Source organism: Stenotrophomonas sp. YJH_SMC_29 (assembly GCF_059371235.1).
In genome coordinates, this window is sequence record NZ_JCAFUK010000001.1 from 509,658 (window position 1) to 532,024 (window position 22,367).

Consider the following 22,367-nt stretch of genomic DNA (forward strand, 5'->3'; position numbering starts at 1 on the left):
GATGTCGCGCCGGGGCTTTCGACCCGGCGCGACCGCCCGTTCAGAACCCGGTGCTGTAGCGCAACGCCGCCTGGCGCGCGCCTTCACCGCCGACGCGCTGGTCGAAGCCCAGGCTCAGGCGGCCAGTGCGGCCCCACCACGACTCCAGCGCCACGCCGAACAGCGCACTGCCGCGCGGCGTGTTCCATCCCGCCAGCGGCGCCCAGGCATCGACTCCCACGAAGCTGGCCTGCCAGTCCGCATCGGCACCGTCGAGCCGCTGCTGCCACTCGGCGTGCCCGCGCAGGGTCCAGCGGCCCCAGCCCCGTTCTCCACGGATACCGGCCAGCATCTGGCTGCGCTGCACGCGGTTGGCCTCACCGCGCAGGCCAAAGCCGAAACCGCCCCGCTCGTTGAAGGCATCGGTGTCCACGCGCGTGGTGCTGGCGCCCAGGTACGGCGTCAACGACGCGCCCGCGTGGCCGAAGCGGTAGCCGCCTTCAACGCTGGCGCTGCTGAAGCGTCCGCCATAACGCGCGGAAACACCGTACGCGCCCGCGCCCAGCAGCAGCTGGCGATCCAGCGCACGGGTGAACTGGCCGCTGCCGACCTGGGCCAGCGCATAGCCCCGGCCCAGGTTCCAGCCGGCGTACAACTGCGCCTGCGCCTGGCGATCACGGCCACGATCACCGCCGAAGCTGTTGCCACCGTTGCTGCGGGTTTCGCCAAAAGCCACGCCCATCAGCCCAGTGCTGCCCAGCGGCAGGTCCTGGCCGGCCATCCAGCCACGGCTGTCGGCCGCGTTGCCGGCGAAACTGCCCTGCCCGGCCTCGCCGAGCGCACTCTGCCAGGCCCCGCGCAGGCGTGGCGCCGCCTGCACGCGATCGAAGCGCTCGGCGATCGCACGGCGTGACATGTCGATGCTGTCGAAGGTGGCAGACTCGGCGCGTGCATGGGCCTGCCCGGACAGGCTCTGCAGGCTGGCCGCCAGGCCTTCGCTGCCGCCGCCGGTCCACTGCAGCGCACCGGCCGCCGTGCCGAAGGCCGAGCCCTGCAGGGCGGGACTGCCATCGAGCGCGCCGAATGCGCTTTCCACGCGTTGCGCGGCGGACTGCGCCGAGGCCGTGAGCCCGGCCGCCGCTGCGGTGACGCTGACCTGGGTCAGGTTCAACCAGGCCGTGTTGCTGTCATAGCCGTAGCTGCTCTGCAGCAACGACAGGCCCTGCAGGCCGCTGGAGGTGGCCGGGCTGCTGAAGGTGCCGCTCAGGCCACCGGCGGCGTGGATCAGGTCCTGGCGGCTGCCGTTCTGCGGCACATAGCCGGAAACGAAGCCATGCACGCGCACGCCGCCATTGAGCGTGGCGTTGCCGGTGACCTGCAGCGCATTGGCACCGAGCGCGATCATCAGCTGTGCACCCGCCTGCTGGGTGTAGTTGCCCTCGATGGTGCCGGTGGTGTTGCCGGTGGTCAGGAACACGCTGCTGCCGTTGACCACGTTGCCGATCACGCGCGGCGTCCCCCCATTGAACTGCAGGCCGGTCGAATCCGGATCGGGCTGCGCCAGGATCGTTACGTTGGAACGGATCACGCTGCCGTTCTGCAGCGACAGGATGCCGCGCTCGATGCGGGTAGCGCCGGCGTAGCTGTTGTTGCCGCCGAGCACCAGGGTGCCCCCGCCCTGCTTGACCAGCCCGCCGCTGCCGACGATGTCGTTGCTCCACAGCGAGCCACTCGACGGCGCATCGACATTGGCCACCACATCGCCCCAGTCGAAGCGCCCCGGCCCCTTGATCGCCCGCGAGATGTCGAGCAGGCCGTAGCCGAACACCGCATCCACGCCGGGCGCACCGATGTCCTTGGCGGTCCCCAGCAGGGTCTGCCGGACCAGGTTGTTGTCGAAATACGGATAGCGCTGCCAGACCAGTGCGGCGGCGCCGGAAACCAGCGGCGCGGCGAAGGACGTACCGTAGTTCCAGTAATAGGTGCTGCCATTGGCGTCGGGATAGACCGCGCTGCCCGGCGCGGCCAGGCAGTAGCGCGCGGCCTGGCCGCACGCGTTGGCATAGCTGGCCAGCGTACCGGGCGTGTAGGGGTCGACCGCGGTCGCCACCAGCCAGCCGCGCTCCAGGTCGGCCGCCGGCAGCGAGCCGCCGACGCCCTGCTGGCTGGGCAGTGCGGCCAGGCTGCTCGGTTCGGCGCGCGCATCATTGCCGGCGGCGAACACCACCAGGCCGCCATGGTTGATGACGAACGGACGGTACTCGGCCGCCACCTGGGCCGTGGTCGGCAGGTCGGTCCAGTACAGGCCGCCCCAGGAGTTGTTCATCACCTTGACGTTGTAGCTGATCAGGTCCTGGTGGACCTGCGCCACACCCAGCGGACCGCTGAAGGAATTGCCCTTGCCGCTGCCGTCATCGACCGGCGGCTTGTCGGCGATGATCCGCGCCGACACGATCTGTGCGCCGGGGGCGAGGCCGCCCGGCCAGGAGCCCACCGCGGCACCGGCAGCCAGGCTGGCCACCGCCGTGCCATGCCCCACCACGTCGTCGACCTGCAGGTTGTTGCGGGCGGGATCGATGTAGTTGAGGTTGGCGACGACGCGCCCGTTCAGCGCCGCCGCGTTGCGCTGCACGCCCGAATCGACGATGCCGATGCGCACCCCCTGCCCGGTCAGCCCGGCGGCCTGCGCGGCCCGCGCGTTGGTCACCGACAGGTGCGCGTCGAACGCCGGCTCCTGCGGCTTGGCCGGCGGCGGTGTCGTCGGCGGAGGCGTGGTCGGGGGTGTCGGCGTGGTCGGAGGAGGATCAATGCGGACGTTGCCGCCGCCCCCGCCTCCCCCGCATGCCGTCAACGCCATCGCCATCGCCGTTGCCAGCGCGGATTTCACCCTCATCGTGCGTTCCATCGATTCCTTCCCATGAACGTTGGCCTGCCTACATCCCGGCAGGCGTGCGGCGCTGCCCAGCGGCAGCCCTTCCCGACCCTCTATACTTGGGCCGACCCCCACGCAGTCTGCCGGGAAACCGGGGCGCTTCCAACGTCCACGGTCTCCTTTCCGAACATTGCTTACGCATCAACGAGATTGCCATGTCCAACATCGTCATCGCCGCCGCCAAGCGCACTGCCATCGGCTCCTTCCTCGGCCAGTTCAACGGCGTGCCGACCCCCACCCTCGGCGCGGCCGCCATCGCTGCCGCCCTGGAACAGTCGGGTGTCCCGGCCAGCGACGTCTCCGAGGTCCTGATGGGCTGCGTGCTGCCGGCCAACCTCGGCCAGGCGCCCGCCCGCCAGGCCGCGATCGCCGCCGGCATTCCGCTGTCGACCGGCGCCACCACCCTCAACAAGGTGTGCGGCTCGGGCATGAAGACGATCATGCTCGGCCATGACCTGATCAAGGCCGGCTCGGCCAGCATCGTGGTCGCCGGCGGCATGGAATCGATGTCCAACGCCCCGCACCTGCTGCCGAACTCGCGCACCGGCAACCGCTTCGGCAACTTCCAGGCGGTCGACCACATGGCCCACGACGGCCTGGTCAATGCCTACGACGGCAAGGCCATGGGTGAATTCGCCGAGTGCGCCGTGGACAAGTACCAGTTCAGCCGCGAGGAGCAGGACGCCTACGCGATCGAATCGGTCAAGCGCGCGCAGGCCGCGCAGGCCAGCGGCGCGTTCGCCGACGAGATCGTCGCGGTCAAGGTCGCCACCCGCAAGGGTGACGTGGAGGTCGCCACCGACGAACAGCCGGGCCGCTCCGACATCGCCAAGATCCCGACCCTGCGCCCGGCCTTCAAGAAGGATGGCAGCGTGACTGCGGCCAGTTCCTCCAGCATCTCCGACGGCGCCGCTGCGGTGGTCCTGCTGACCGAGGAAGATGCTGCCGCGCGTGGTATCACGCCGCTGGCGCGCATCGTCGGCCACGCCACCCATTCGCAGGAACCGGAGTGGTTCACCACCGCCCCGATCGGCGCGATCCACGCGCTGCTGGCCAAGACCGGCTGGTCGCTGGACCAGGTCGACCTGTTCGAAATCAACGAAGCCTTTGCCGTGGTGGCGATGGCGCCGATGCGCGAACTGGGTATCCCGCATGACAAGCTCAACGTGAATGGCGGCGCCTGCGCACTCGGCCATCCCATCGGTGCCTCCGGTGCGCGCCTGGTGGTGACGCTGGTCAACGCCCTGCGCACGCGCGGTGGCAAGCGCGGCATTGCCACCCTGTGCATTGGTGGCGGCGAAGCAACGGCAATTGCCATCGAATTGATTTAAAACGATTTAACGATGATTTCGCAAAAATGAATGCGGGATCGCTTGACACCCAATCTTGGCTTGTCATCATGTTGTCGGCGCGCAGTTGCGCGTTGCCTAATCTAACGACGAGGATTCACACAATGAGCATCAACAAGCTGCTGGTCGCGATGTCCCTGGCTCTGGCCCTGGCCGCCTGCTCGAAGCAGGAAGCTGCCCAGGACGCCGCTGCTTCGGCCAACGAAGCCGCCACCGAAGCCCAGGCTGCTGCCGACCAGGCCGCCGCTGCCGGCGCCCAGACCGCCGCTGCTGCCCAGCAGGCCGCTGACACCGCCGCCACCGCTGCTGACGCTTCGGTCGACGCCGCTGCCCAGACCGCCGCTGCTGCCACCGACGCCGCTGCTGGCGAAGCCAAGGACGCCGCCAAGGCTGCCGAAGCTACCGCTGAAAAGGCCAAGGACGCTGCTGAAGAAGCCAAGAAGTAATAACTTCTTTCTTCACGCTGTTCTGGAAAAGCCGCTGGTTCGCCAGCGGCTTTTTCTTTGCCCCGATGCCGGCGACCGCGTCGCTGCATCGCGACCCCGTCTTCACAACGGCATGAATAGGCTGGCGTCCCCATCCATTGCAGCACCGGAGACCGCCATGAAGATTCGCCCGATCACCACGCCTCTGCTGGCTGCTTCCCTGCTGCTGGCGCTGGCTGCCTGCAAGGGCCCGGAAGCCGAACAGGCCAAGCAGGACGCGCAGCAGGCCGCCGACAGTGCCGGCGCTGCCGCCCGCGACGCCGTGGACAAGGCCGCCGCCGCGACCCGCGAAGCCGCCGACAAGACGGCCGCCGCCTCCGAGCAGGCCGCGGCCGACACCCAGCAGGCCCTGGACAAGGCCGCAGACGCCACCGCCAACGCCGCCGACAAGGCCAAGGACGCGGCGACCGATGCCGCTGCCCACGCCAGTGACGCAACTGCCGATGCCGCGCAGAAGGTCGCCGACAAGGCACGCGATGTCGCCAATGACGCGAAGGCGAACGCCGCCAAGGAAGAAGCCAAGCACTGAGGCGCTTAGCGACGTCGTATCAGCCGGGCATGGGCCCGGCGCTACAGGAAAGCCGCGGCGCCGCCGCGGCTTTTCTGCTTTTCGCTCTCTGCCCGCGGGCAGGTGGCGCAGGGGCGCAAGCGGCATGGATGGCGCGCCCGGGCCTGCACGGACGTATGCACGGCGCCCCTACGGCAGCGCACGCGCCAGCATTGCCGACAGATCCACGCCCGCCGGCAGCGTCCCGAATGCCAGGCCATGCTCCCCCTGCAGCCGACTGCGCACGAACGCCTCGGCCATCGGGCTGCGCGCACGCAGCAGCAGCGCCGCCTGCAGCAGCAGCGCAGTGCGCTCGCAGAACGTCCGTGCCTGCGACTCGTCGGGCGCCGGCGCCGCTGACCAACGCTGCAGCGCCGCCGCGTAGCGCGCATCACGATCGGCCACCGCCGCCAGCTCAGCGCGCAGCGCCGCCAGCGTCTCCGGTTCGCGTGCCAGCGCGCGCAGCACGTCCAGGCACTGGATGTTGCCGCTGCCTTCCCAGATCGAATTCAACGGTGCCTGCCGGTACAACCGCGGCAGCATTGATTCCTCCACATAGCCTGCTCCGCCCAGGCATTCCTGCGCTTCGTTGACGAAGGCCGGTGCGCGCTTGCACAGCCAGTACTTGCCCAGTGCCGTTCCCAGCCGCGCCAGCGCGGCCTCGCTGGCATCCACGGCGGCGCGGTCCACCGCACGTGCGATGCGCATCGACAGCACCGTGGCTGCTTCCGATTCCAGCGCCAGGTCGGCCAGCACGTTGGTCATCAACGGGTGCTCGACCAGCAGCTTGCCGAAGGTGCGGCGATGGCGTGCGTGGTGCAGCGCCTGGGCCAGCGCCATGCGCATTTCCGCTGCGGCGCCCAGCATGCAATCCAGGCGGGTCATCATCACCATGCCGATGATGGTGGCGACGCCGCGCCCTTCGTCGCCCACACGCCAGGCCTGCGCACCGCAGAATTCGACTTCGCTGGAGGCATTGGCCCAGTCGCCGAGCTTGTCCTTCAACCGCATCAACCGGAATGCGTTGCGGTCACCGTCGGCCAACCGGCGCGGCATCAACAGGCAGGTCAGCCCGCCCGGCGCCTGCGCCAGCACCAGGAAGCCATCGCACATCGGTGCGGAAAAGAACCACTTGTGGCCAACCAGGCGATAGCGCTCGCCATCGATCGGTTCGGCGCGCGTGCTGTTGGCGCGCACATCCGAGCCGCCCTGCTTCTCGGTCATGCCCATGCCCAGGGTGATGCCGCCCTTGTCGGCCACCGGCACGTCGCGCGGGTCATAGACCGGCGCCGCGGCCTTGCGTGCCCACTCGGCCAGGTGCGGCTGCGTGCACAGCACCGCCACTGCCGCGTGGGTCATCGTCAGCGGGCAGCTGGTGCCGGCCTCGGCCTGGTGATGCAGGTAGCTCAGCACCGCACGCGCGACGTGCGCGCCAGGCTGCGGCTCGTGCCAGGACAGTCCGGCCACGCCGTGCGATTTGGCCGTGCCCATCAACTGGTGATAGGCCGGATGGAACTCCACCGTGTCGATGCGATGGCCCTGCGCATCATGCGTACGCAGGCGCGGGCGATCGCGGTTGGCATCGAAGCCGAGCCGGTACAGCTCGTCACCGGCCAACCCGCCATAAACATCCAGTCGCGGTGCGAAGCTGCCAGCGCCCTCGCGCTGCACGGCTTCCATCAGCGCCACGTCGTCGGTCCACAACTGGCGCCCCGCGAACGGCGGTGGCTGGTTCAGCACCACATGCGTTTCAAACGGCGGGTTGCTGTCGAAGCGGGGTCCACTCATCCGGTCCATCCTGGCGCCAAGAAGTCTGCGGCCCGATTGTGCCGCATGATCCGCCAAGCCCGTGTTCAGGCCGGTTCTCACTGCGTGCACGAGGCGCAGGCCACAGTGGGCCCATGGCAGGCAATGACGATCTGGTGGTGCTGCGCCCGGAGGGGCTGTACTGCGCCGCCGGCGATTTCCATATCGATCCCTGGCGACCGGTGCCGCGTGCGGTGATCACCCACGGCCACGGCGATCACGCACGCCCCGGCATGGGCGAATACCACTGCAGCGAAGGCAGCCTGCCGATCCTGCGCTGGCGCCTGGGCGACGTGCAGGTGCAGGCGCATGCCGAAGGCGTGCCATTCGGCCTGGGCCGGGTGCAGGTATCGCTGCATCCGGCCGGACACGTGCTCGGCTCCTCGCAGGTGCGCATCGACGACGGCCGGCAGGTCTGGGTGGCCTCGGGCGACTACAAGCGCCAGCCCGACCCGACCTGCGCGCCGTTCGAGGTGGTGCCCTGCGATACCTTCATCACCGAAGCCACCTTCGCCCTGCCCATCTACCGCTGGCCGGACACGCCGGCGGTGGCGGCCGAGATCGTGGCGTGGCGCCGCGAATGCGAACAACGCGGCGAGGCTGCGATCCTGCTGTGCTACGCGCTCGGCAAGGCACAGCGCGTGCTTGCCGAGCTGCTGCCGCTGGACGACCGCCCGGCCTGGCTGCACGGTGCCATCGCCAACGGCGTGGCGGTCTACCGGCAGGCGGGCGTGCCCCTGCTGGAGACGCACACGGTCGCCGAACAGGGACGCCAGCCGGATGCGGCCGGCCAGCTGATCCTGGCGCCGCCGTCGGCGGCAGGCACGCCGTGGATGCGTCGTTTCGGCCGCCACCAGCTCGGCTTTGCCTCCGGCTGGATGCAGCTTCGCGGCAACCGGCGGCGTCGCAATGTCGATCGCGGCTTCGTCATTTCCGATCACGCCGACTGGCCGGCGCTGCTGCAGACCATTGAACAGACCGGCGCGCGCCGGGTGATCGCCACGCACGGCAACACCGATGCATTGATTCCCTTCCTGCGCGAGCGCGGCGTGGCCGCCGAAGCCTTCCGCACGGATTTCGGGAGCGAGGAATGAAGGCCTTCGCTGCGCTTTACCAACGGCTGGACCGCAGCACCGCCACGCTGGACAAGCGTGCGGCGCTGGTCGATTACTTCCGCCAGGCAGGGGCGCATGACGCGGCATGGGCGCTGTACCTGCTCAGCGGTGGCAAGGTAGGTGGCGCACGCCGCAAGATCGCCGCCAGCGGCGAACTGCGCGCCTGGATCGCCGACGCATCGGGGCTGCCCCCGTGGCTGGTGGAAGACAGCTATGCGCAGGTGGGCGACCTGGCCGAAACGCTGACCCTGCTGCTGGATGATCCGAAACAGCCGGCGCCCGACCGCCCCCTGGCCGAATGGATCGAACAGCACCTGCTGGCGGTGGCCAACCAGCCCGAACCGGTCCGCCGTGCGGCGGTCGTCGCAGGCTGGACGCAGCTCTGCAGCAGCGAACGCCTGGTGTTCAACAAGCTGCTGACCGGCGCCCTGCGCGTAGGCGTTTCGCAGCGACTGGTGCAGCAGGCGCTGGCCGAGTGGTCCGGCCTGGACATAGCACGCATCGCCCAGCGCATGCTCGGCGAGTGGGTGCCCTCGCCCGGACTGCTGGCTCAGTTGCTATCACCGGACGAGCTGCCGCTGGACCGGCAGCAGCCCTACCCGTTCTTCCTCGCCTCGCCACTGGAAAGCGAACCTGCGGAGCGCCTCGGGCCGATCGGCGATTGGCTGCTGGAATGGAAATGGGATGGCATCCGCCTGCAGCTGCTGCGCCGGCGTGGTGAGGTCGCGCTCTGGTCACGCGGTGAGGAGCGGCTGGATGGCCGCTTTCCCGAGATCGAGCAGGCGGCGATGGCGCTGCCCGACGGCTGCGTGCTGGACGGTGAGCTGCTGGCCTGGGACGAGGCCGCCAACCTGCCGCGCGCATTCACCGCACTGCAGACCCGCATCCAGCGTCGCAAGCCCGGTGCAGCGACCCTGCGCAACACGCCGGTGCGCGTGCTGGCCTATGACCTGCTGGAACAGGATGGCGTTGACCTGCGTGAGCTGCCCCTGCAGGAGCGGCGCACCCGGCTCGCCAGCGTCCTCGGTGCGCTGGCGGATGCGCGGATCCAGCTGTCGCCCGAGGTTGCCGCTGACGACTGGCCGCATGCCGCCGCACTGCGCGACGTCGCGCGCGAACGCGGGGTGGAAGGACTGATGCTGAAGCGGCGGCTGTCCGCTTACCAGGCCGGCCGCCGACGCGGCGACTGGTGGAAGTGGAAGGTCGATCCACTCACGATCGATGCGGTGCTGCTGTACGCCCAGGCCGGGCACGGGCGGCGCAGCACGCTGTATACCGACTACACCTTCGGCGTGTGGGACGGCGAGACGCTGGTGCCGGTGGCCAAGGCGTACTCGGGGCTGGACGACAAGGAGATTCTCGCGCTCGATCGCTGGATCCGCGCCAACACGCGCGAGCGCTTCGGACCGGTGCGAAGTGTGCGCGCCGAACAGGTGTTCGAACTGGGCTTCGAGGCAGTCAACCGCAGCAGCCGCCACAAGTCGGGCATCGCCGTGCGTTTTCCGCGCATCCTGCGCTGGCGCCAGGACAAGCCGGCCAGCGAGGCCGATCAGCTGGCCACGCTGCAGGCGCTGGCCCGATGAAGCGCAGCCAGGCGCTGCGCCGGCTGGAAGACTGGTTCGCGGCCCAAGGCTGGCGTTCGCTGCCGTTCCAGCGCGCAATGTGGCGGCACTACCTTGCCGGCGAATCCGGATTGCTGCATACGCCCACCGGCAGCGGCAAGACGCTGGCGATGTTCGGCGGCCCCCTGCTGCAGGCAATGATCGATCCACCGCCGCTGCCCCGGCGCGCAAGCGCGGTGCGCCCGCTGCAGGTGCTGTGGGTGACGCCCCTGCGCGCGTTGGCCAGTGACACCGCACGCGCGCTACAGGCGGTCGTCGACGGGCTGGGACTGGGATGGCGCGTGGGACTTCGCAGCGGTGACGCCAGCAACCGCGAGCGGCGGCAGGCACGCGAGGGCCGCATCGACGTCCTGGTGACCACGCCCGAATCGCTGGCGCTGCTGCTGAGCTATCCCGATACGCTCGCACGCATGCGCCAGCTGCGCTGCGTGGTGGTGGACGAGTGGCATGAACTGCTGGGCAACAAGCGGGGTGTGCTGCTGCAGCTGAACCTGGCGCTGCTGCGCGACACCGCCCCCGCGCTGCAGCTGTGGGGGCTTTCGGCCACGCTGGGCAATCTGGATGAAGCCCGTGACGTGCTGCTGCCCGGGCAACCCGATGCACCGATCGTGGAGGGTGTACGCCCGCGTGCGACCACGGTGCGCAGCCTGCTGCCCGAACCCGGTGAACGCTTTCCCTGGGCCGGGCACCTGGGCCTGGCCCAACTGCCGCGGGTGCTGGACGCATTGATGCAGGCACGCAGCAGCCTGCTGTTCACCAACACCCGTGCACAGGCAGAACTGTGGCATCAGGCGCTGGCGTCGGTCTGGCCCGAGCAACAGGACACGCTCGCGCTGCACCACGGTTCGCTGGATCCGGTGCTGCGCCAGCAGGTGGAGGACGGGCTGCGTGCAGGCACGCTGCGCTGCGTGGTCGCCACCTCCAGCCTCGACCTCGGCGTGGACTTTCCCGAGGTCGAACAGGTGCTGCAACTGGGCAGCCCGAAGGGCGTCGCCCGCCTGCGCCAGCGCGCCGGACGTGCGCGCCATCGTCCCGGTGCCAGCGGCGCGATCCTGTGCGTGCCGAGCCATGCGCTGGAACTGGCCGAGTACGCAGCCGTGCGTCGTGCACTGGCCGAAGGCGTGGTCGAAGCACGCAGGCCGCCGACGCTGTCGCTGGACGTCCTGGCCCAGCATGCGGTCAGCCGCGCCCTGGCCGGTGGCTTCCACGGTGATGCGCTGCTGGCTCAGGTCCGGCGCACCCATGCATTCGCATCCCTGGCCGAGGACCAGTGGCAGGCCGTGCTGACCTTCATCGTGCAGGGGGGCCAGGCCCTGGCCCAGTACCCTGACTTCCACAAGGTCGTGCAGGACGCCGATGGCCGTTACCGGATGCACGACCGGCGCCAGGCACTGCGCCACCGGCTGTCGATCGGCACCATCAGCAGCGATGGCAGCGTGCGCGTGCAGTTCCTGCGCGGGGCCAGCCTCGGCGCTGTGGAGGAACAGTTCGCCGGCCGCCTGCGCCGCGGAGACCGCTTCCAGTTCGCCGGGCGCCTGCTGGAACTGGTGCAGCTGCGCGACATGACCGCTTTCGTGCGATTGGCACGCGGGCGCGGTGACGGTGTCGTGCCCCGCTGGCAGGGAGGCCAGCTGCCGCTGTCGATGGCACTCGGCAGCGAACTGGAGTCGGTGCTGTCAGGCGCCGACGACAGTGCCGAAGCGCGCTGGCTGGCGCCGCTGCTGGCACTTCAGCAGCAGGTGTCGGCGCTTCCCGGCCCGGACCGCGTGCTGCTGGAAGACGTACGCCGCCGCGAAGGCCAGTTCCTGTTCGTCTATCCCTTTGCCGGACGCCACGTGCACGAGGCGCTGGCCGCCCTGTTGGCACTGCGGTGCACCCGCCAGCAGCGCAACAGCATCGGCTATGCCGTGAATGATCACGGCCTGGTGCTGGCACCGGCGCAGGCGATCGACCTGGACGCGGCGCAATGGCATGCGCTGTTCAGCCCCGATCAGCTGCTGGACGATCTGCGTGCGGCGGTGAACCTGGGCGAGCTGGCGCGGCGCCAGTTCCGTGGCATCGCGCGCGTCGCAGGCCTGCTGGTACCCAGCCTGCCCGGAGGCATGCCGCGATCGCTGCGCCAGCTGCAGGCCTCAGCGGGCCTGCTGTACGACGTACTGCGCGAGCATGACCCCGAGCACCTGCTGCTGGCGCTGGCCAAACGCGAAGTGCTGCATGACAGCCTTGACCTGCCGGGGCTACGCCAGGTGCTGGTCCGGATCGGCGCGCGACGCATGTCGATGCAGCGCCCTGCATCGCTCTCGCCCCTGGGCTTTCCACTGTGGGCCGAACGCCTGCGCGGGCAGTTCAGCAACGAAGACTGGCGCACCCGCGTGCAACGCGCGGCGCAGCAGCTCGAGCGCCGCCATGGCCGATGAACTACCGCTGCTGCTTGCCGGCGAACCGGTGACCCTGGCGGGCGCGCGCGCACTCTACTGGCCGGCGCGGCAGGCGCTGCTGATCGCGGATCTGCACCTGGGCAAGGCCGATGTGTTCCGCCGCGCCGGCATTGCGCTGCCCCGCGGCGGTACCGGCGAAGACCTGCAGCGACTGCAGTCACTCCTGGACAGGTACGCCTGCCGCGAACTCTGGATCCTCGGCGACATCCTGCATGGACCGGCCCATCGCGCAGCGTGGTACCAGCAATGGCTGGGCTGGCGCGAACGCAATGCCGCGCTGGAGGTGCATGTGCTGCGCGGCAACCACGACCGCCAGCTGCCGCATGCCCAGCTGCAGGTGCAGATCCACGAGGAGGTGCGGCTGGCACCGTTCCTGCTGCGCCATGAACCGTGCGCAGACCCGGCGTGGCACGTGATCGCCGGCCACCTGCATCCACAGGTCGCACTGCCCGCATTGCGCCGCCGCTTCCCGGCCTTCTGGCTGCGCGAACGAATGACGATCCTGCCGGCCTTTTCCGCGTTCACGGCAGGCATCGTGCCAGTGCCCGTCCGCGGCGAACAGATGATCGCCTGCGTGGACAACGGCGTGGTGACCTTGCCAGTGGCGTGAATCAGGCCGGGCGGATGTCCAGCTGCGGCATCACGCGGAACACGGGTGTGTCATCGCCGCGTCGCCGCGGCAGGGCCCGGATGGCTGCCAGCATCTCCTGGGCGCAGGCGCGGATGCGCGGGTGGTGTTCCGGCGATGCATGGCTGATCAGGCTGCCGACGTGGAACTCGAAGACATCCTCCAATACGTCGGGCTGGTCCTCGTGCAGCATCTGCAGCAGTCCGCGCAGCTTGCAGATTTCCGATTCCAGCTCCTCGACCGCGAACAACATGGCATCCTCCTCGTCAACATCAGCGGCGCATCCGGGCCGCAGCGGGCTGCAACGGCAGCGCCGCCCGGGGCCATGCGCGATGTTGATCACGGAAAGGAAAACGGGCGACGCGCAATCGCGTGCCACCCACTTCTCGCATATCCGCGGTGAGATAACCGTTAATTCACGTGACGGAGCAGTTCACGCATTGGCGGCGATCGCACTGATGGGAGGCGCGTCCGCTGCGGTGGCCAGTGCATCGATGAAGGCTGGATCCAGTGCGAGTGAACCGAACCAGCCGTGCTGTGTTCCGCTCAGCACGCGCAGCATGTGGCCGCGGCCGCCGGGCAGGCGCCCCATCGGGCCCAGCAGGACGTCGCGCGCCTTCGCCCACGCATCGCGATCGGACTGGAACAACGGCGTCAGCCAACGGCTCCAGCGCTGATAGACCGCCACGTGCGCCCGCCGTTGCGCCTGGTACGCCTGCAACGCTTCGCCCGCTGCGCCATGGGTGCGCACGGCATCGCGCAGCGCCACTGCATCGAGCAGCGCCATGTTCACGCCCTGCCCCAGCTGCGGGCTCATCGAATGGGCGGCATCGCCGGCCAGCACCATGCGGCCCTGGTGCCAGCGTGTCATCACTGCATCCCGGTAGACCGCCCGCGCCAGCTGGCTGGCATCCCGCAGATGAGCGAAGCGCGCACTGGCCTGTGGCCACAGCGCGTGCAGCTCGTCCAGCCAGGGCGCCATGCCATCGGCCTGCCAACGCTCGAAGTCGGCGCGCGGCAGGCTCCAGAAGAAGCTCAGGCGCGGCGTATCATCACCGGGCCGGGTGCCTACCGGCAGCAGCCCGATCATCTTGCGCGCGGCCACGTAGCGCTGCCGCAGTTCCTGCAGGTGCGGCCAGTCCTCGGCCGGCAGCAGGCACCACAACGCCCCCCACGGATACACGCGATCCAGGCCGGTACCGCCTTCGATCGTGCCGCGCAGCGTCGAGGCCGCGCCGTCGGCGGCCACCACCAGGTCGAACGGGCCGTGCACGCGCCCCTCGCTGTCGCGCAGGCGGCCCTGCCCGGCATCCACCGTGGCGATGGTGGTCCCGGCATGCAGCTGGCCCGCGCCCGCACGTGCTTCGTCCAGCAGCGAGAACAGCGCACCGCGCTGCATGCCGAGCCCGTGCAGGCGCGCGTCCAGGCCCTCATAGCGCATGTCCATCACGGCGCGTTCGCACGGCGTATCGCCATACAAGCGGTGCACCGGCGCGGCATGCGCACGCACCGCATCCAGCAGGCCCATCTGCCACAGCACCTGCAGGCCGCTCGGCTGCAGCAGGAAGCCGGCCCCGACCGGCCCGGGCGCGGGCACGCGTTCAAAGATCTCCACCTCGTGGCCGTCACGGGTGAGCAGGATGGACACAGCCTGTCCAGCGGTGCCGTAGCCGATCACGGCGATGCGCAGTCGTTCCTTCATGGCTGCATTGTGCCCGAGGCCGGTGGATCGCGAACGGACTGCGTGCACCCGGCAAAAAAAAACCCCGCCGGAGCGGGGTTTTCAACGCACTGTCGAGTGGGTCACTCGGCCGGCGTGATGTTCGAAGCCTGGGCGCCCTTCGGGCCCTGGGTCACGTCATAGGTGACACGCTGGCCTTCCTGCAGGCTGCGGAAGCCCTTGGAGTTGATGGCGGAGAAGTGCGCGAACACGTCGGCGCTGCCATCCTCCGGCGAGATGAAGCCAAATCCCTTGGCGTCGTTGAACCACTTGACGGTACCGTTCGGCATGGTGATGCGAGACCTTATGCAATGAATGGGTGGTGTACGCTGAACCCGCGCACAAGCTGAGTATGCAAAGCTTGCTCGGGGAAGACAATCACCCCCGTGCCAATTCGCCCACCAGTTCCGGAAGTCCGTTGCTGGCCGCCTGGACGTTGGCCAGCACTTCGGCCATCGTGATTTCCTCGCCATCACCGCAGCCGGCGGCCCAGTTGGCGACGATCGCCAGGCAGGCGTAATCCAGCCCCAGCTCACGTGCCAGCGCGGCCTCCGGCATGCCGGTCATGCCCACCAGGTCGCAGCCGTCGCGGCGCATGCGGGCGATCTCGGCGATGGTTTCCAGGCGCGGGCCCTGCGTCGCGCCATAGCAGCCACCGTCATGGACCGTGACGCCGGTCACTCTGGCCGCGGCCAGGATCTTGCTGCGCAGCATCGGCGTGTACGGATGGCCGAAATCGACGTGGACCACGTCGGTGCCCTCTTCTTCACAGATCGTGCTGATGCGGCCCCAGGTGTAATCGATGATCTGGTCCGGGCAGGCCAGCACGCGCGGACCAAAGTTCTCGGTGATGCCACCCACCGTGTTCAATGCCAGCACCCGCTGCGCGCCCAGCTGCTGCAGCGCGGCCAGATTGGCGCGGTAGTTGACCTTGTGCGGCGGCAGTGAATGGCCCTCGCCATGCCGCGCCAGGAACGCCACGCGATGGCCGAGCAGCGTGCCCACGCGCACCGGGCCGGACGGGCGGCCAAAGCGGGTGTCGACCTCGTGGGTCTGCACGTCGTCGAGCTTGGCCAGGTTGTAGACACCGGTACCGCCGATCACGGCCAGGGCGATCTGTTGCATTCAAAGCACTCCATGGAAAGACGAACGCCGGCACCCGAGGATGCCGGCGGTGGAATAAGACGCGTCGCAGGCAGCTGCGCCGTTACTCCTTCATTGCGTAGATCGCCGGCACGCAGCGCAGGGTCTCGTTGACGTCCATGCCGAAGCCGAAGACGTAACGGTCCGGCAGTTCGATGCCGGCGTAGTCGGCGGTCACGTCCGGCAGCGCGCGGTCGTGCTTCTTCACCGTCATCGCCGCGATGCGCACGTCGGTCGCGCCCTGTTCCAGGCACCAGGTGCGCACGCCCTGCAGGGTGTAGCCCTCGTCGAGGATGTCATCGACCAGCAGCACGCGGCGGCCGAACAGCGACGTGGCCGGCTTGTGCTTCCAGACCAGGTCGCCGCCGGTGGTTTCGCCGCGGTAACGGGTGGCATGCAGGTAATCGAACTGCACGTCCTGGCCACGCGCGCCCAGTTCCAGCGCCAGCTGGCCGGCGAACGGCAGCGCACCGTGCATGATCGACAGGAACAGCGGCACCTCGCCCTTGTAATCGCGCGCGATGGCGTCGGCGATCGCTGCGATGGCCTTGTCGATGGTGGGGCGGTCGACCAGCAGGTCAGCCTGGGCCAGGGCCTGGGAAATGGTGAGGTTGGGCATCAGACGGTTCTTCCAAGGGTTTCAAGCAGACGGGATTGGGTGTCGCCATGGCGGGCATCGGCCAGCAGGCCGTCCCAGCCGAGCGCGCCGCGGCCCAGCAGGCCCAGCAGCGCAGCAGTGTTCAGAGCGCGTCCCTGCACGGCGTGCAGGGCTTCGTCGACCAGTTCCGGGTGGCAGACCAGCACCACGTCGCAGCCCGCATCCAGATGCGCGTGCACGCGTGCCGGCACGCCACCGGCGCTGTGCGAGGCGGCCATGCCGATGTCATCGGAGAACACCACGCCACGGAAACCGAGCTGGCCACGCAGGATGTCCTGGATCCAGCGCGGTGAGTAGCCGGCGGGCTCCGGTGCCACCTGCGGATAGATCACGTGCGCCATCATCACCGCGTCGGCACCGGCGGCGATGCCGGCCTGGAACGGCACCAGGTCCTGGGCGCGCAGTTCGTCCAGCGCGCGCGGATCGATCGCGGTATCGACGTGGGTGTCTTCCAGCACGGTGCCGTGGCCGGGGAAATGCTTGAGCGTGGCGGCCATGCCGACCGCGTGCATGCCGCGCACATAGGCGGCGGTGAACGCGGCCACCACCTGCGGGTCTTCACTGAAGGCACGGTTGCCGATGGCGCGGTTGCCACGGCCCAGGTCGACCACCGGCGCGAAGCTCAGGTCCACGCCGCTGGCGCGCACTTCGCTGGCCATCAGCCAGGCGTGCTGCTCGGCCAGCGCCAGCGCCTGCTGCGGATCGGTGGCGTACAGCGCCCCGATGTCCTGCAGCGGCGGCAGCGCACTGTAGCCCTCGCGGAAACGCTGCACGCGGCCGCCTTCCTGGTCCACGCAGATCAGCTGCGGGCGCGGGGCAGCGGCACGGATCGCCGCACTCAGATCGGTCACCTGCTGGCGCGAGGCGAAGTTGCGCTTGAACAGCACCACTCCGGCCACGGCATCGTGCTGCAGCCAGTCACGTTCCTGGGCGGTCAGTTCGGTGCCGGCAACGCCGATCAGCAGCATGGTCGATCTCCACAACACGCGCCCGCATGGCGCAGTGCCGCATTGTCGCAGAACCGGCCGACAGGCGCAGGGGGCAGAACAAGGGGGAGCAGTGTGGGGTCAGAGCCCCTGCGGGCATCTGACCCCGGGGCCGGGATCCCCGCAGGGCGCTGCCCCCGATCTGCTCAGACCTTGCAGCCATCCGGGCCGCAGGCCTCGTCGCCGACAGCCGAGGAGGCCGCAGCCCCCTGCTCGGCGGCGATCTGGCGCAGCGCGTTGGCGAAGGCCTCGGGCGGCTGTGCCCCGGAAATGGCCCACTTTCCATCAATGACGAAGGTCGGCACCGAGGAAACGCCCAGCGCATGGGCCTGGCCGAGCTTGGCTTCGACCTCGGCCAGGCCGCGGTCGGAGGCCAGCATCTGCGCGATTTCGCCAGCGTCGAGGCCACCTGCCACGCCGGCCTTGATCAGCACCGAGGGGTCCGCCAGGTTCTGGCCATGTTCGAAGTGGGCGCGGAACAGCGCCTCGCCGACCGCGTCCTGCACGCCATGCTCGCCCGCCAACCACAGCAACCGGTGGGCCGGCAGCGTGGTCACCCGCACCTGGCCACGGCTGAAGTCCATCGGCAGGCCCTCGGCCCGCGCGGTGGTCTGGGTCTGGCCGAGGATCTGCTCGGTGCGCTCGACGCCACCGAACTTGCGCACGTATGCCTCGCGCAGCGGCACCGGGGTAGCGTCCGCATCCGGGTCCAGCTGGAACGGCTGCCAGTGGATATCGAGGTCAGGCGCGTTCTCGCCCAGCAACTGCACGCCCTGCTGGAAACGATGCTTGCCGATCCAGCACCAGGGGCAGACCACGTCGGAGTAGATGTCGATTCTCATCCCCACCACATGGGGCCCGTCGCCCTCGAAAAAAGGGGACGGAGGGGATTAAGTCGTTTCCCGCACAGGTGGGGTAAACACGACTTAATCCCCTCCGTCCCCTTTTTGGGGGTTCACCACTGTGAATAGGGGTGGCTGGCCAGCGCGACGTTGTAGTAGCGCGCATCGTCGGTGACTTCGGCGCCGACCCAGTCCGGCAGGTCGATCGCCTGGTCGGCGCTGTCCAGTTCGACCTCCGCCACCACCAGGCCAGCGTTGTCACCGAGGAACTCGTCCACTTCCCAGGTCAGGCCGGCGTGTTCGACCAGATGGCGGCGCTTGTCGATCAGGCCACCGACGCACAGCGCCAGCAGGGCGCGCGCATCCTCCACCGGAATCGGATAGTCGAACTCCTGGCGGGTATGGCCGATCGTGCGCGACTTCAGGTTCAGCGCGGCGTGGTCGCCTTCGATGCGCACGCGCACCGAGGCGTTCTGGGTGCCGCGGTCGAGCGCGCCCATGTCGTTGATGTAGCCCTGCGCCATCGGGATCACCCGATGCGCGGCGGTGCGCCAGCCCTCACTGCTGACGAGGAATTTGCGTTCGATTTCGATGCCCATGGCGCAATTATGCGCCACGGGTGATGACCGCCGCTCAGCGCTTCTCGAATACCGCGATGCTTTCCACGTGCGCGGTGTGCGGGAACATGTCCATCGCACCGGCACTGACCAGGGTGAAGCCCTGTTCGTTGACCAGATAGCCGGCATCGCGTGCCAGCGAGCCCGGGTGGCAGCTGACGTAGACGATGCGCTTGAACTGCTTCAGCGGCAGCTGCTGCAGCACTTCGATCGCCCCCGAGCGCGGCGGATCCAGCAGCAGCTTGTCGAAGCCCTGGCGCATCCACGGGGTGCTGCGCTGGTCCTGGGTCAGGTCGGCGCTGAAGAACTGTGCGTTGGCCAGGCCGTTGCGCTCGGCGTTCTCACGCGCACGCGCGACGAGGCCGGCATCGCCCTCCACGCCCACCACCTCGCGCACACGGCGGGCCAGCGGCAGGGTGAAGTTGCCCAGGCCACAGAACAGGTCCAGCACGCGCTCGTCCTCGCCCGGCTGCAGCAGGTCCAGGGCATGGGCGATCATCTTCTCGTTGAGCTTGGCATTGACCTGGATGAAATCCAGCGGGCGGAACGCCAGTTCAACGTCCCACGGCACCAGCCGGAACGACAGCGGCACGCCCTGCCCGTCCAGCGGCTGCACGGTGTCCACGCCGCCGGACTGCAGGTAGATCACGAACCCATGCTGCTGGCCGAAGGCCGCCCAGGCCGCGCGGTCCGCATCGCTGAGCGGTTGCAGGTGGCGCACGGTCAGCACCACCGCCTGGTCACCGGCGATGAACTCGATCTGCGGGATGTCGCGCTTGCCATCGAGCGATTCGATGAAGGTGGACAGCGCCTCGACCTTGGTGCCGATTTCCGGAATCACCGTCAGGCATTGGCTGAGGTCGGCGACAAAACGCGGATCCTGTTCACGGAAGCCGACCAGGGTCTTGTCCTTCTTCTCGACCCGGCGCACCGAGAAGCGGCCCTTGCGGCGGTAACCCCAGCTTTCGCCGACCAGCGGCGGCAGCACGGTGCCCGGCTTCACATGGCCGATCCGCTCCAGGTTGTCCATCAGCACGCGCTGCTTGGCGACGATCTGCTGGGCCTCGTCCAGATGCTGCAGCACGCAGCCGGCACAGGTGCCGAAATGGGGGCACTTCGGCGTCACCCGCTGCGGCGAGGCCTGCAGCACCTCCAGCGTGCGTGCCTCGTCGAAATGTCGGCTGCGGGCGGTCTGTTCAGCCTTCACCACCTCGCCGGGCAGGGCGCCGCTGACGAAGGTGACCTTGCCGCCCTCGCCTTCACGGCGGGCGACGCCGCGACCATCATGGCTGAGGTCGAGGATCTCGGTCTGGAACGGGGTACGGTCGGTGCGGGAGCGGGATCGGGCCACGTGGCAACAGGCTGCGGGCAAAAATGGGGGCGTATTGTCGCAGATCCTGACTGATGGGGTCCGGACCCGCTTGCGCCGGTGGCCGTCGTGCTTGATGATTGGGCCAGCAGACATGGAGGCAGCCCTGATGCAGATGACCCCGCGGGCCGCACGGCCCCGCTTCCTGCTTGTCGAGGACGACATCATCAGCCGCGGTTTTTTCAAGGCGGCGTTGGAAACGTTACCGGCGGATGTGGACACCGCAGATTCGCTGGCCAGTGCGCTGGCCAGTGCCGAACCCGGTGCGCATGATCTGTGGCTGATCGACGTCAACCTGCCGGACGGCAATGGCGCGCAGCTGCTGCGCGAGCTGCGCCGATCCCATCCGGACACGCCGGCGCTGGCGCATACCGCCGACGGCGATGCCGCCATCCACGCCCGCCTGCGCGAAGCCGGCTTCAGTGACACGCTGGTCAAGCCCCTCGGACGCGACCAGCTGCTGAAAGCGGTGCGCCGCGCCCTGGTCAACAGCCCGGCGGGAATTTTCGTGGCGCAGGCCCCGGCCGCCGTCGAACTGCAGGTGCAGGACTGGGACGAGACTGCGGCATTGGCCGCGCTCAATGGCCAGCGCAACCATCTGATCGCCCTGCGCGAGCTGTTCCTGGCCGAGTTGCCCGGTGTGCGCGACGCGGTCGAGCAGGCGGTGGACCAGCACGACGAGCGCCAGCTGCGCAGCCAGTTGCATCGGCTGCAGGCGAGCTGTGGCTTCGTGGGGGCGGCCCGGTTGGGCCGGGCCGTGCGCCAGCTGCATTACGCACCCGACTCCGGGCAGGCCCAGGCGGGGTTCCGCGACGCGGTAGCTGCCCTGCTGCATTGAGGGGTGTTCGGCAGGGCTGCGCCCTGCACCTGCAGAGGCTTCAAACCAAGGCAACAGCAACAGCAAAAGCAAAAGCTGGCATTCCGTGGGTTGGCGGGGCGATGTCGGAGTGCGGGGACGCCGTGAACCCATCCATGGGGGCTTGGCAGCCGCATCCATGCGGCTGACACCCCGCCCTCCGACACCGCCCCACCTCTGACAGTTTTCCGCGATCGGGTAGATCCACGCCATGCGTGGATGAATTTCTGTCAGATATCGAAATCAATCTGGGGTCGGATCCGTTTTCCTGCGGAAAACGGATCCGACCCCACCCCGTTCCGACAGCTCGCGGAACACTGTCGAAGGCGGGGTGGGTCCGGTTGCGGGAGTGTCCGCGGCATGGATGCCGCGGCCAAGCCCCCAGGGACGGGTTTACGGCGTCTCCCGCAACCGGACCCACCCCGCCTACCCACGGATAGCCAGCTTTTGCCGTTGACGTTGACGTTGATTCGGCTTCGGCTTCGGCTTCGGCTTCGGCTTCGGCAGGTGCAGGGCTGCAAGCCCTGCCGCACACCCCCTACCTGCGGGGCGCAAGCTGCTCGAGCATTTCCCAGGACTTCAGCCCGCGCGCGCCCAGGTGATGGGCCAGGACCCGCCGCATCGGCAGGCGCAGGCTGGCCAGATCGGCGGCATCCGGCTCTTCGTCGGCCGCCAGGGCCAGCAGCGCCGAGCCAGTGGCCGCCGCCCGGCGCTCCCCGCCACGCTCGCTCAGCAGGCGCTGCGCCCCCTCCTGCGGGTCCAGTTCGTAGCGCGCCGCCGGGTCGATGGGCTGGCCGTCGCTGGCACTGTCCAGCGCAAAGCCCAGGCCCAGCGCGGCCAGCAGCTCGCGTTCGTAGCGGCGCAGGGTCCAGGCCAGCCCGGCACCTACCGCCAGCCGTGCGCGTGCTTCGCCGTAAGCCAGGTACAGCTCCGGCAGCGGGTCCTGGCGCGGGGCCAGGCGCAGGGTCAGTTCACTCAGGTAGAAGCCGGCCAGCATCGCCTGGCCGACCAGGCGTGGCGCCGCATCCAGCGCTTCGGCACCCCGCAGCTGGGCCAGTTCGCCGCGCTGCTGGGCACGGAAGCGGATCCACTGCAACGGCTGCAGGGCCGCGCGCAGCACCTGGCCCTTGGCGGTGGACACGCCGCGCGCGAGCAGTCCGATACGGCCGTGCTGCGCGCTCAACACTTCGACCAGCAGGCTGGTCTCGCGGTAGGCCCGTGCGTGCAGCACGAAGCCGGTGTCGTCCTCGATCATCATCGAAGCGACCGCGACCG

General features: G+C 69.1%; 20 protein-coding genes. 8 read left to right on the forward strand and 12 right to left on the reverse strand.

Annotated features, from left to right (window positions below):
• Positions 1-40: 40 nt before the first annotated feature.
• Entirely contained in the window at positions 41-2,884 is a 2,844-nt protein-coding gene (locus tag AC5P9I_RS02470) for an autotransporter serine protease (RefSeq protein ID WP_049467907.1), read from the reverse strand.
• A 182-nt stretch (positions 2,885-3,066) separates the two neighbouring features.
• On the opposite strand from AC5P9I_RS02470, the gene AC5P9I_RS02475 reads away from it, so the two are divergent.
• The 3 genes from AC5P9I_RS02475 (at position 3,067) to AC5P9I_RS02485 (ending at position 5,274) form a co-directional block, all read left to right on the forward strand.
• Positions 3,067-4,242: a thiolase family protein gene (locus tag AC5P9I_RS02475; protein WP_049467905.1), complete on the forward strand. Its 1,176-nt coding sequence runs from the start codon at positions 3,067-3,069 to the stop codon at positions 4,240-4,242.
• Positions 4,243-4,364: 122 nt separating this feature from the next.
• A complete protein-coding gene (locus AC5P9I_RS02480; RefSeq protein ID WP_049467903.1) occupies positions 4,365-4,706 on the forward strand; it encodes a hypothetical protein in 342 nt (113 codons plus the stop codon).
• A 157-nt stretch (positions 4,707-4,863) separates the two neighbouring features.
• Positions 4,864-5,274, forward strand: a complete 411-nt coding sequence (locus tag AC5P9I_RS02485; RefSeq protein ID WP_049467900.1) for a hypothetical protein — start codon at positions 4,864-4,866, stop codon at positions 5,272-5,274.
• A 168-nt stretch (positions 5,275-5,442) separates the two neighbouring features.
• Here AC5P9I_RS02485 and AC5P9I_RS02490 read toward each other — a convergent pair whose 3' ends face one another.
• Entirely contained in the window at positions 5,443-7,080 is a 1,638-nt protein-coding gene (locus AC5P9I_RS02490; RefSeq protein ID WP_049467897.1) for an acyl-CoA dehydrogenase family protein, read from the reverse strand.
• 113 nt (positions 7,081-7,193) lie between these two features.
• On the opposite strand from AC5P9I_RS02490, the gene AC5P9I_RS02495 reads away from it, so the two are divergent.
• From AC5P9I_RS02495 to pdeM, 4 genes are read left to right on the forward strand one after another with little or no spacing between them, the layout of a single operon-like run.
• On the forward strand, positions 7,194-8,192 hold the full coding sequence (locus AC5P9I_RS02495) for a ligase-associated DNA damage response exonuclease (protein ID WP_049467895.1): 999 nt from the start codon (positions 7,194-7,196) through the stop codon (positions 8,190-8,192).
• Positions 8,189-9,796 (forward strand): ATP-dependent DNA ligase, encoded by a 1,608-nt coding sequence (locus tag AC5P9I_RS02500; protein ID WP_049467893.1) that lies wholly within the window; start codon positions 8,189-8,191, stop codon positions 9,794-9,796. The genes AC5P9I_RS02495 and AC5P9I_RS02500 overlap by 4 nt, the downstream gene beginning before the upstream one ends.
• A complete protein-coding gene (locus AC5P9I_RS02505) occupies positions 9,793-12,252 on the forward strand; it encodes a ligase-associated DNA damage response DEXH box helicase (RefSeq protein WP_049467891.1) in 2,460 nt (819 codons plus the stop codon). The genes AC5P9I_RS02500 and AC5P9I_RS02505 overlap by 4 nt, the downstream gene beginning before the upstream one ends.
• On the forward strand, positions 12,242-12,883 hold the full coding sequence (gene pdeM / locus AC5P9I_RS02510; RefSeq protein ID WP_049467890.1) for a ligase-associated DNA damage response endonuclease PdeM: 642 nt from the start codon (positions 12,242-12,244) through the stop codon (positions 12,881-12,883). Before AC5P9I_RS02505 ends, pdeM begins: the two co-directional genes overlap by 11 nt.
• Position 12,884: 1 nt before the next feature.
• Here pdeM and AC5P9I_RS02515 read toward each other — a convergent pair whose 3' ends face one another.
• From AC5P9I_RS02515 to rlmD, 9 genes are all read right to left on the reverse strand, one after another.
• A complete protein-coding gene (locus AC5P9I_RS02515) occupies positions 12,885-13,154 on the reverse strand; it encodes a hypothetical protein (RefSeq protein ID WP_049467888.1) in 270 nt (89 codons plus the stop codon).
• 180 nt (positions 13,155-13,334) lie between these two features.
• The gene (locus AC5P9I_RS02520; RefSeq protein WP_074724977.1) at positions 13,335-14,603 is read right to left on the reverse strand and encodes an FAD-dependent oxidoreductase; all 1,269 of its coding nucleotides are present in this window, start codon (positions 14,601-14,603) and stop codon (positions 13,335-13,337) included.
• Between the two features lie 101 nt (positions 14,604-14,704).
• Positions 14,705-14,911: a cold-shock protein gene (locus AC5P9I_RS02525; protein WP_005410590.1), complete on the reverse strand. Its 207-nt coding sequence runs from the start codon at positions 14,909-14,911 to the stop codon at positions 14,705-14,707.
• An 88-nt stretch (positions 14,912-14,999) separates the two neighbouring features.
• Positions 15,000-15,746, reverse strand: a complete 747-nt coding sequence (locus AC5P9I_RS02530) for an S-methyl-5'-thioinosine phosphorylase (protein ID WP_049467884.1) — start codon at positions 15,744-15,746, stop codon at positions 15,000-15,002.
• Between the two features lie 82 nt (positions 15,747-15,828).
• Positions 15,829-16,383 (reverse strand): hypoxanthine-guanine phosphoribosyltransferase, encoded by a 555-nt coding sequence (locus tag AC5P9I_RS02535; protein ID WP_005418223.1) that lies wholly within the window; start codon positions 16,381-16,383, stop codon positions 15,829-15,831.
• Positions 16,383-17,390, reverse strand: coding sequence for a beta-N-acetylhexosaminidase (gene nagZ, locus AC5P9I_RS02540; protein WP_049467882.1), 1,008 nt, complete (start codon positions 17,388-17,390; stop codon positions 16,383-16,385). Before nagZ ends, AC5P9I_RS02535 begins: the two co-directional genes overlap by 1 nt.
• Positions 17,391-17,554: 164 nt before the next feature.
• Positions 17,555-18,250: a DsbA family oxidoreductase gene (locus AC5P9I_RS02545; protein WP_049467880.1), complete on the reverse strand. Its 696-nt coding sequence runs from the start codon at positions 18,248-18,250 to the stop codon at positions 17,555-17,557.
• 113 nt (positions 18,251-18,363) lie between these two features.
• On the reverse strand, positions 18,364-18,849 hold the full coding sequence (locus AC5P9I_RS02550) for a CYTH domain-containing protein (RefSeq protein ID WP_049467878.1): 486 nt from the start codon (positions 18,847-18,849) through the stop codon (positions 18,364-18,366).
• Positions 18,850-18,883: 34 nt separating this feature from the next.
• Positions 18,884-20,218, reverse strand: coding sequence for a 23S rRNA (uracil(1939)-C(5))-methyltransferase RlmD (rlmD, locus tag AC5P9I_RS02555; RefSeq protein WP_049467876.1), 1,335 nt, complete (start codon positions 20,216-20,218; stop codon positions 18,884-18,886).
• A gap of 127 nt (positions 20,219-20,345) precedes the next feature.
• Between rlmD and AC5P9I_RS02560 the strand changes: the two genes are divergently transcribed.
• Entirely contained in the window at positions 20,346-21,074 is a 729-nt protein-coding gene (locus AC5P9I_RS02560) for a response regulator (RefSeq protein ID WP_049467921.1), read from the forward strand.
• 556 nt (positions 21,075-21,630) lie between these two features.
• On the opposite strand, the gene recO is transcribed toward AC5P9I_RS02560, so the two are convergent.
• Positions 21,631-22,350 carry a DNA repair protein RecO gene (gene recO, locus AC5P9I_RS02565; RefSeq protein ID WP_049464361.1) on the reverse strand — a complete coding sequence of 240 codons (720 nt, stop codon included), beginning with the start codon at positions 22,348-22,350 and terminating at the stop codon, positions 21,631-21,633.
• Positions 22,351-22,367: the final 17 nt, after the last annotated feature.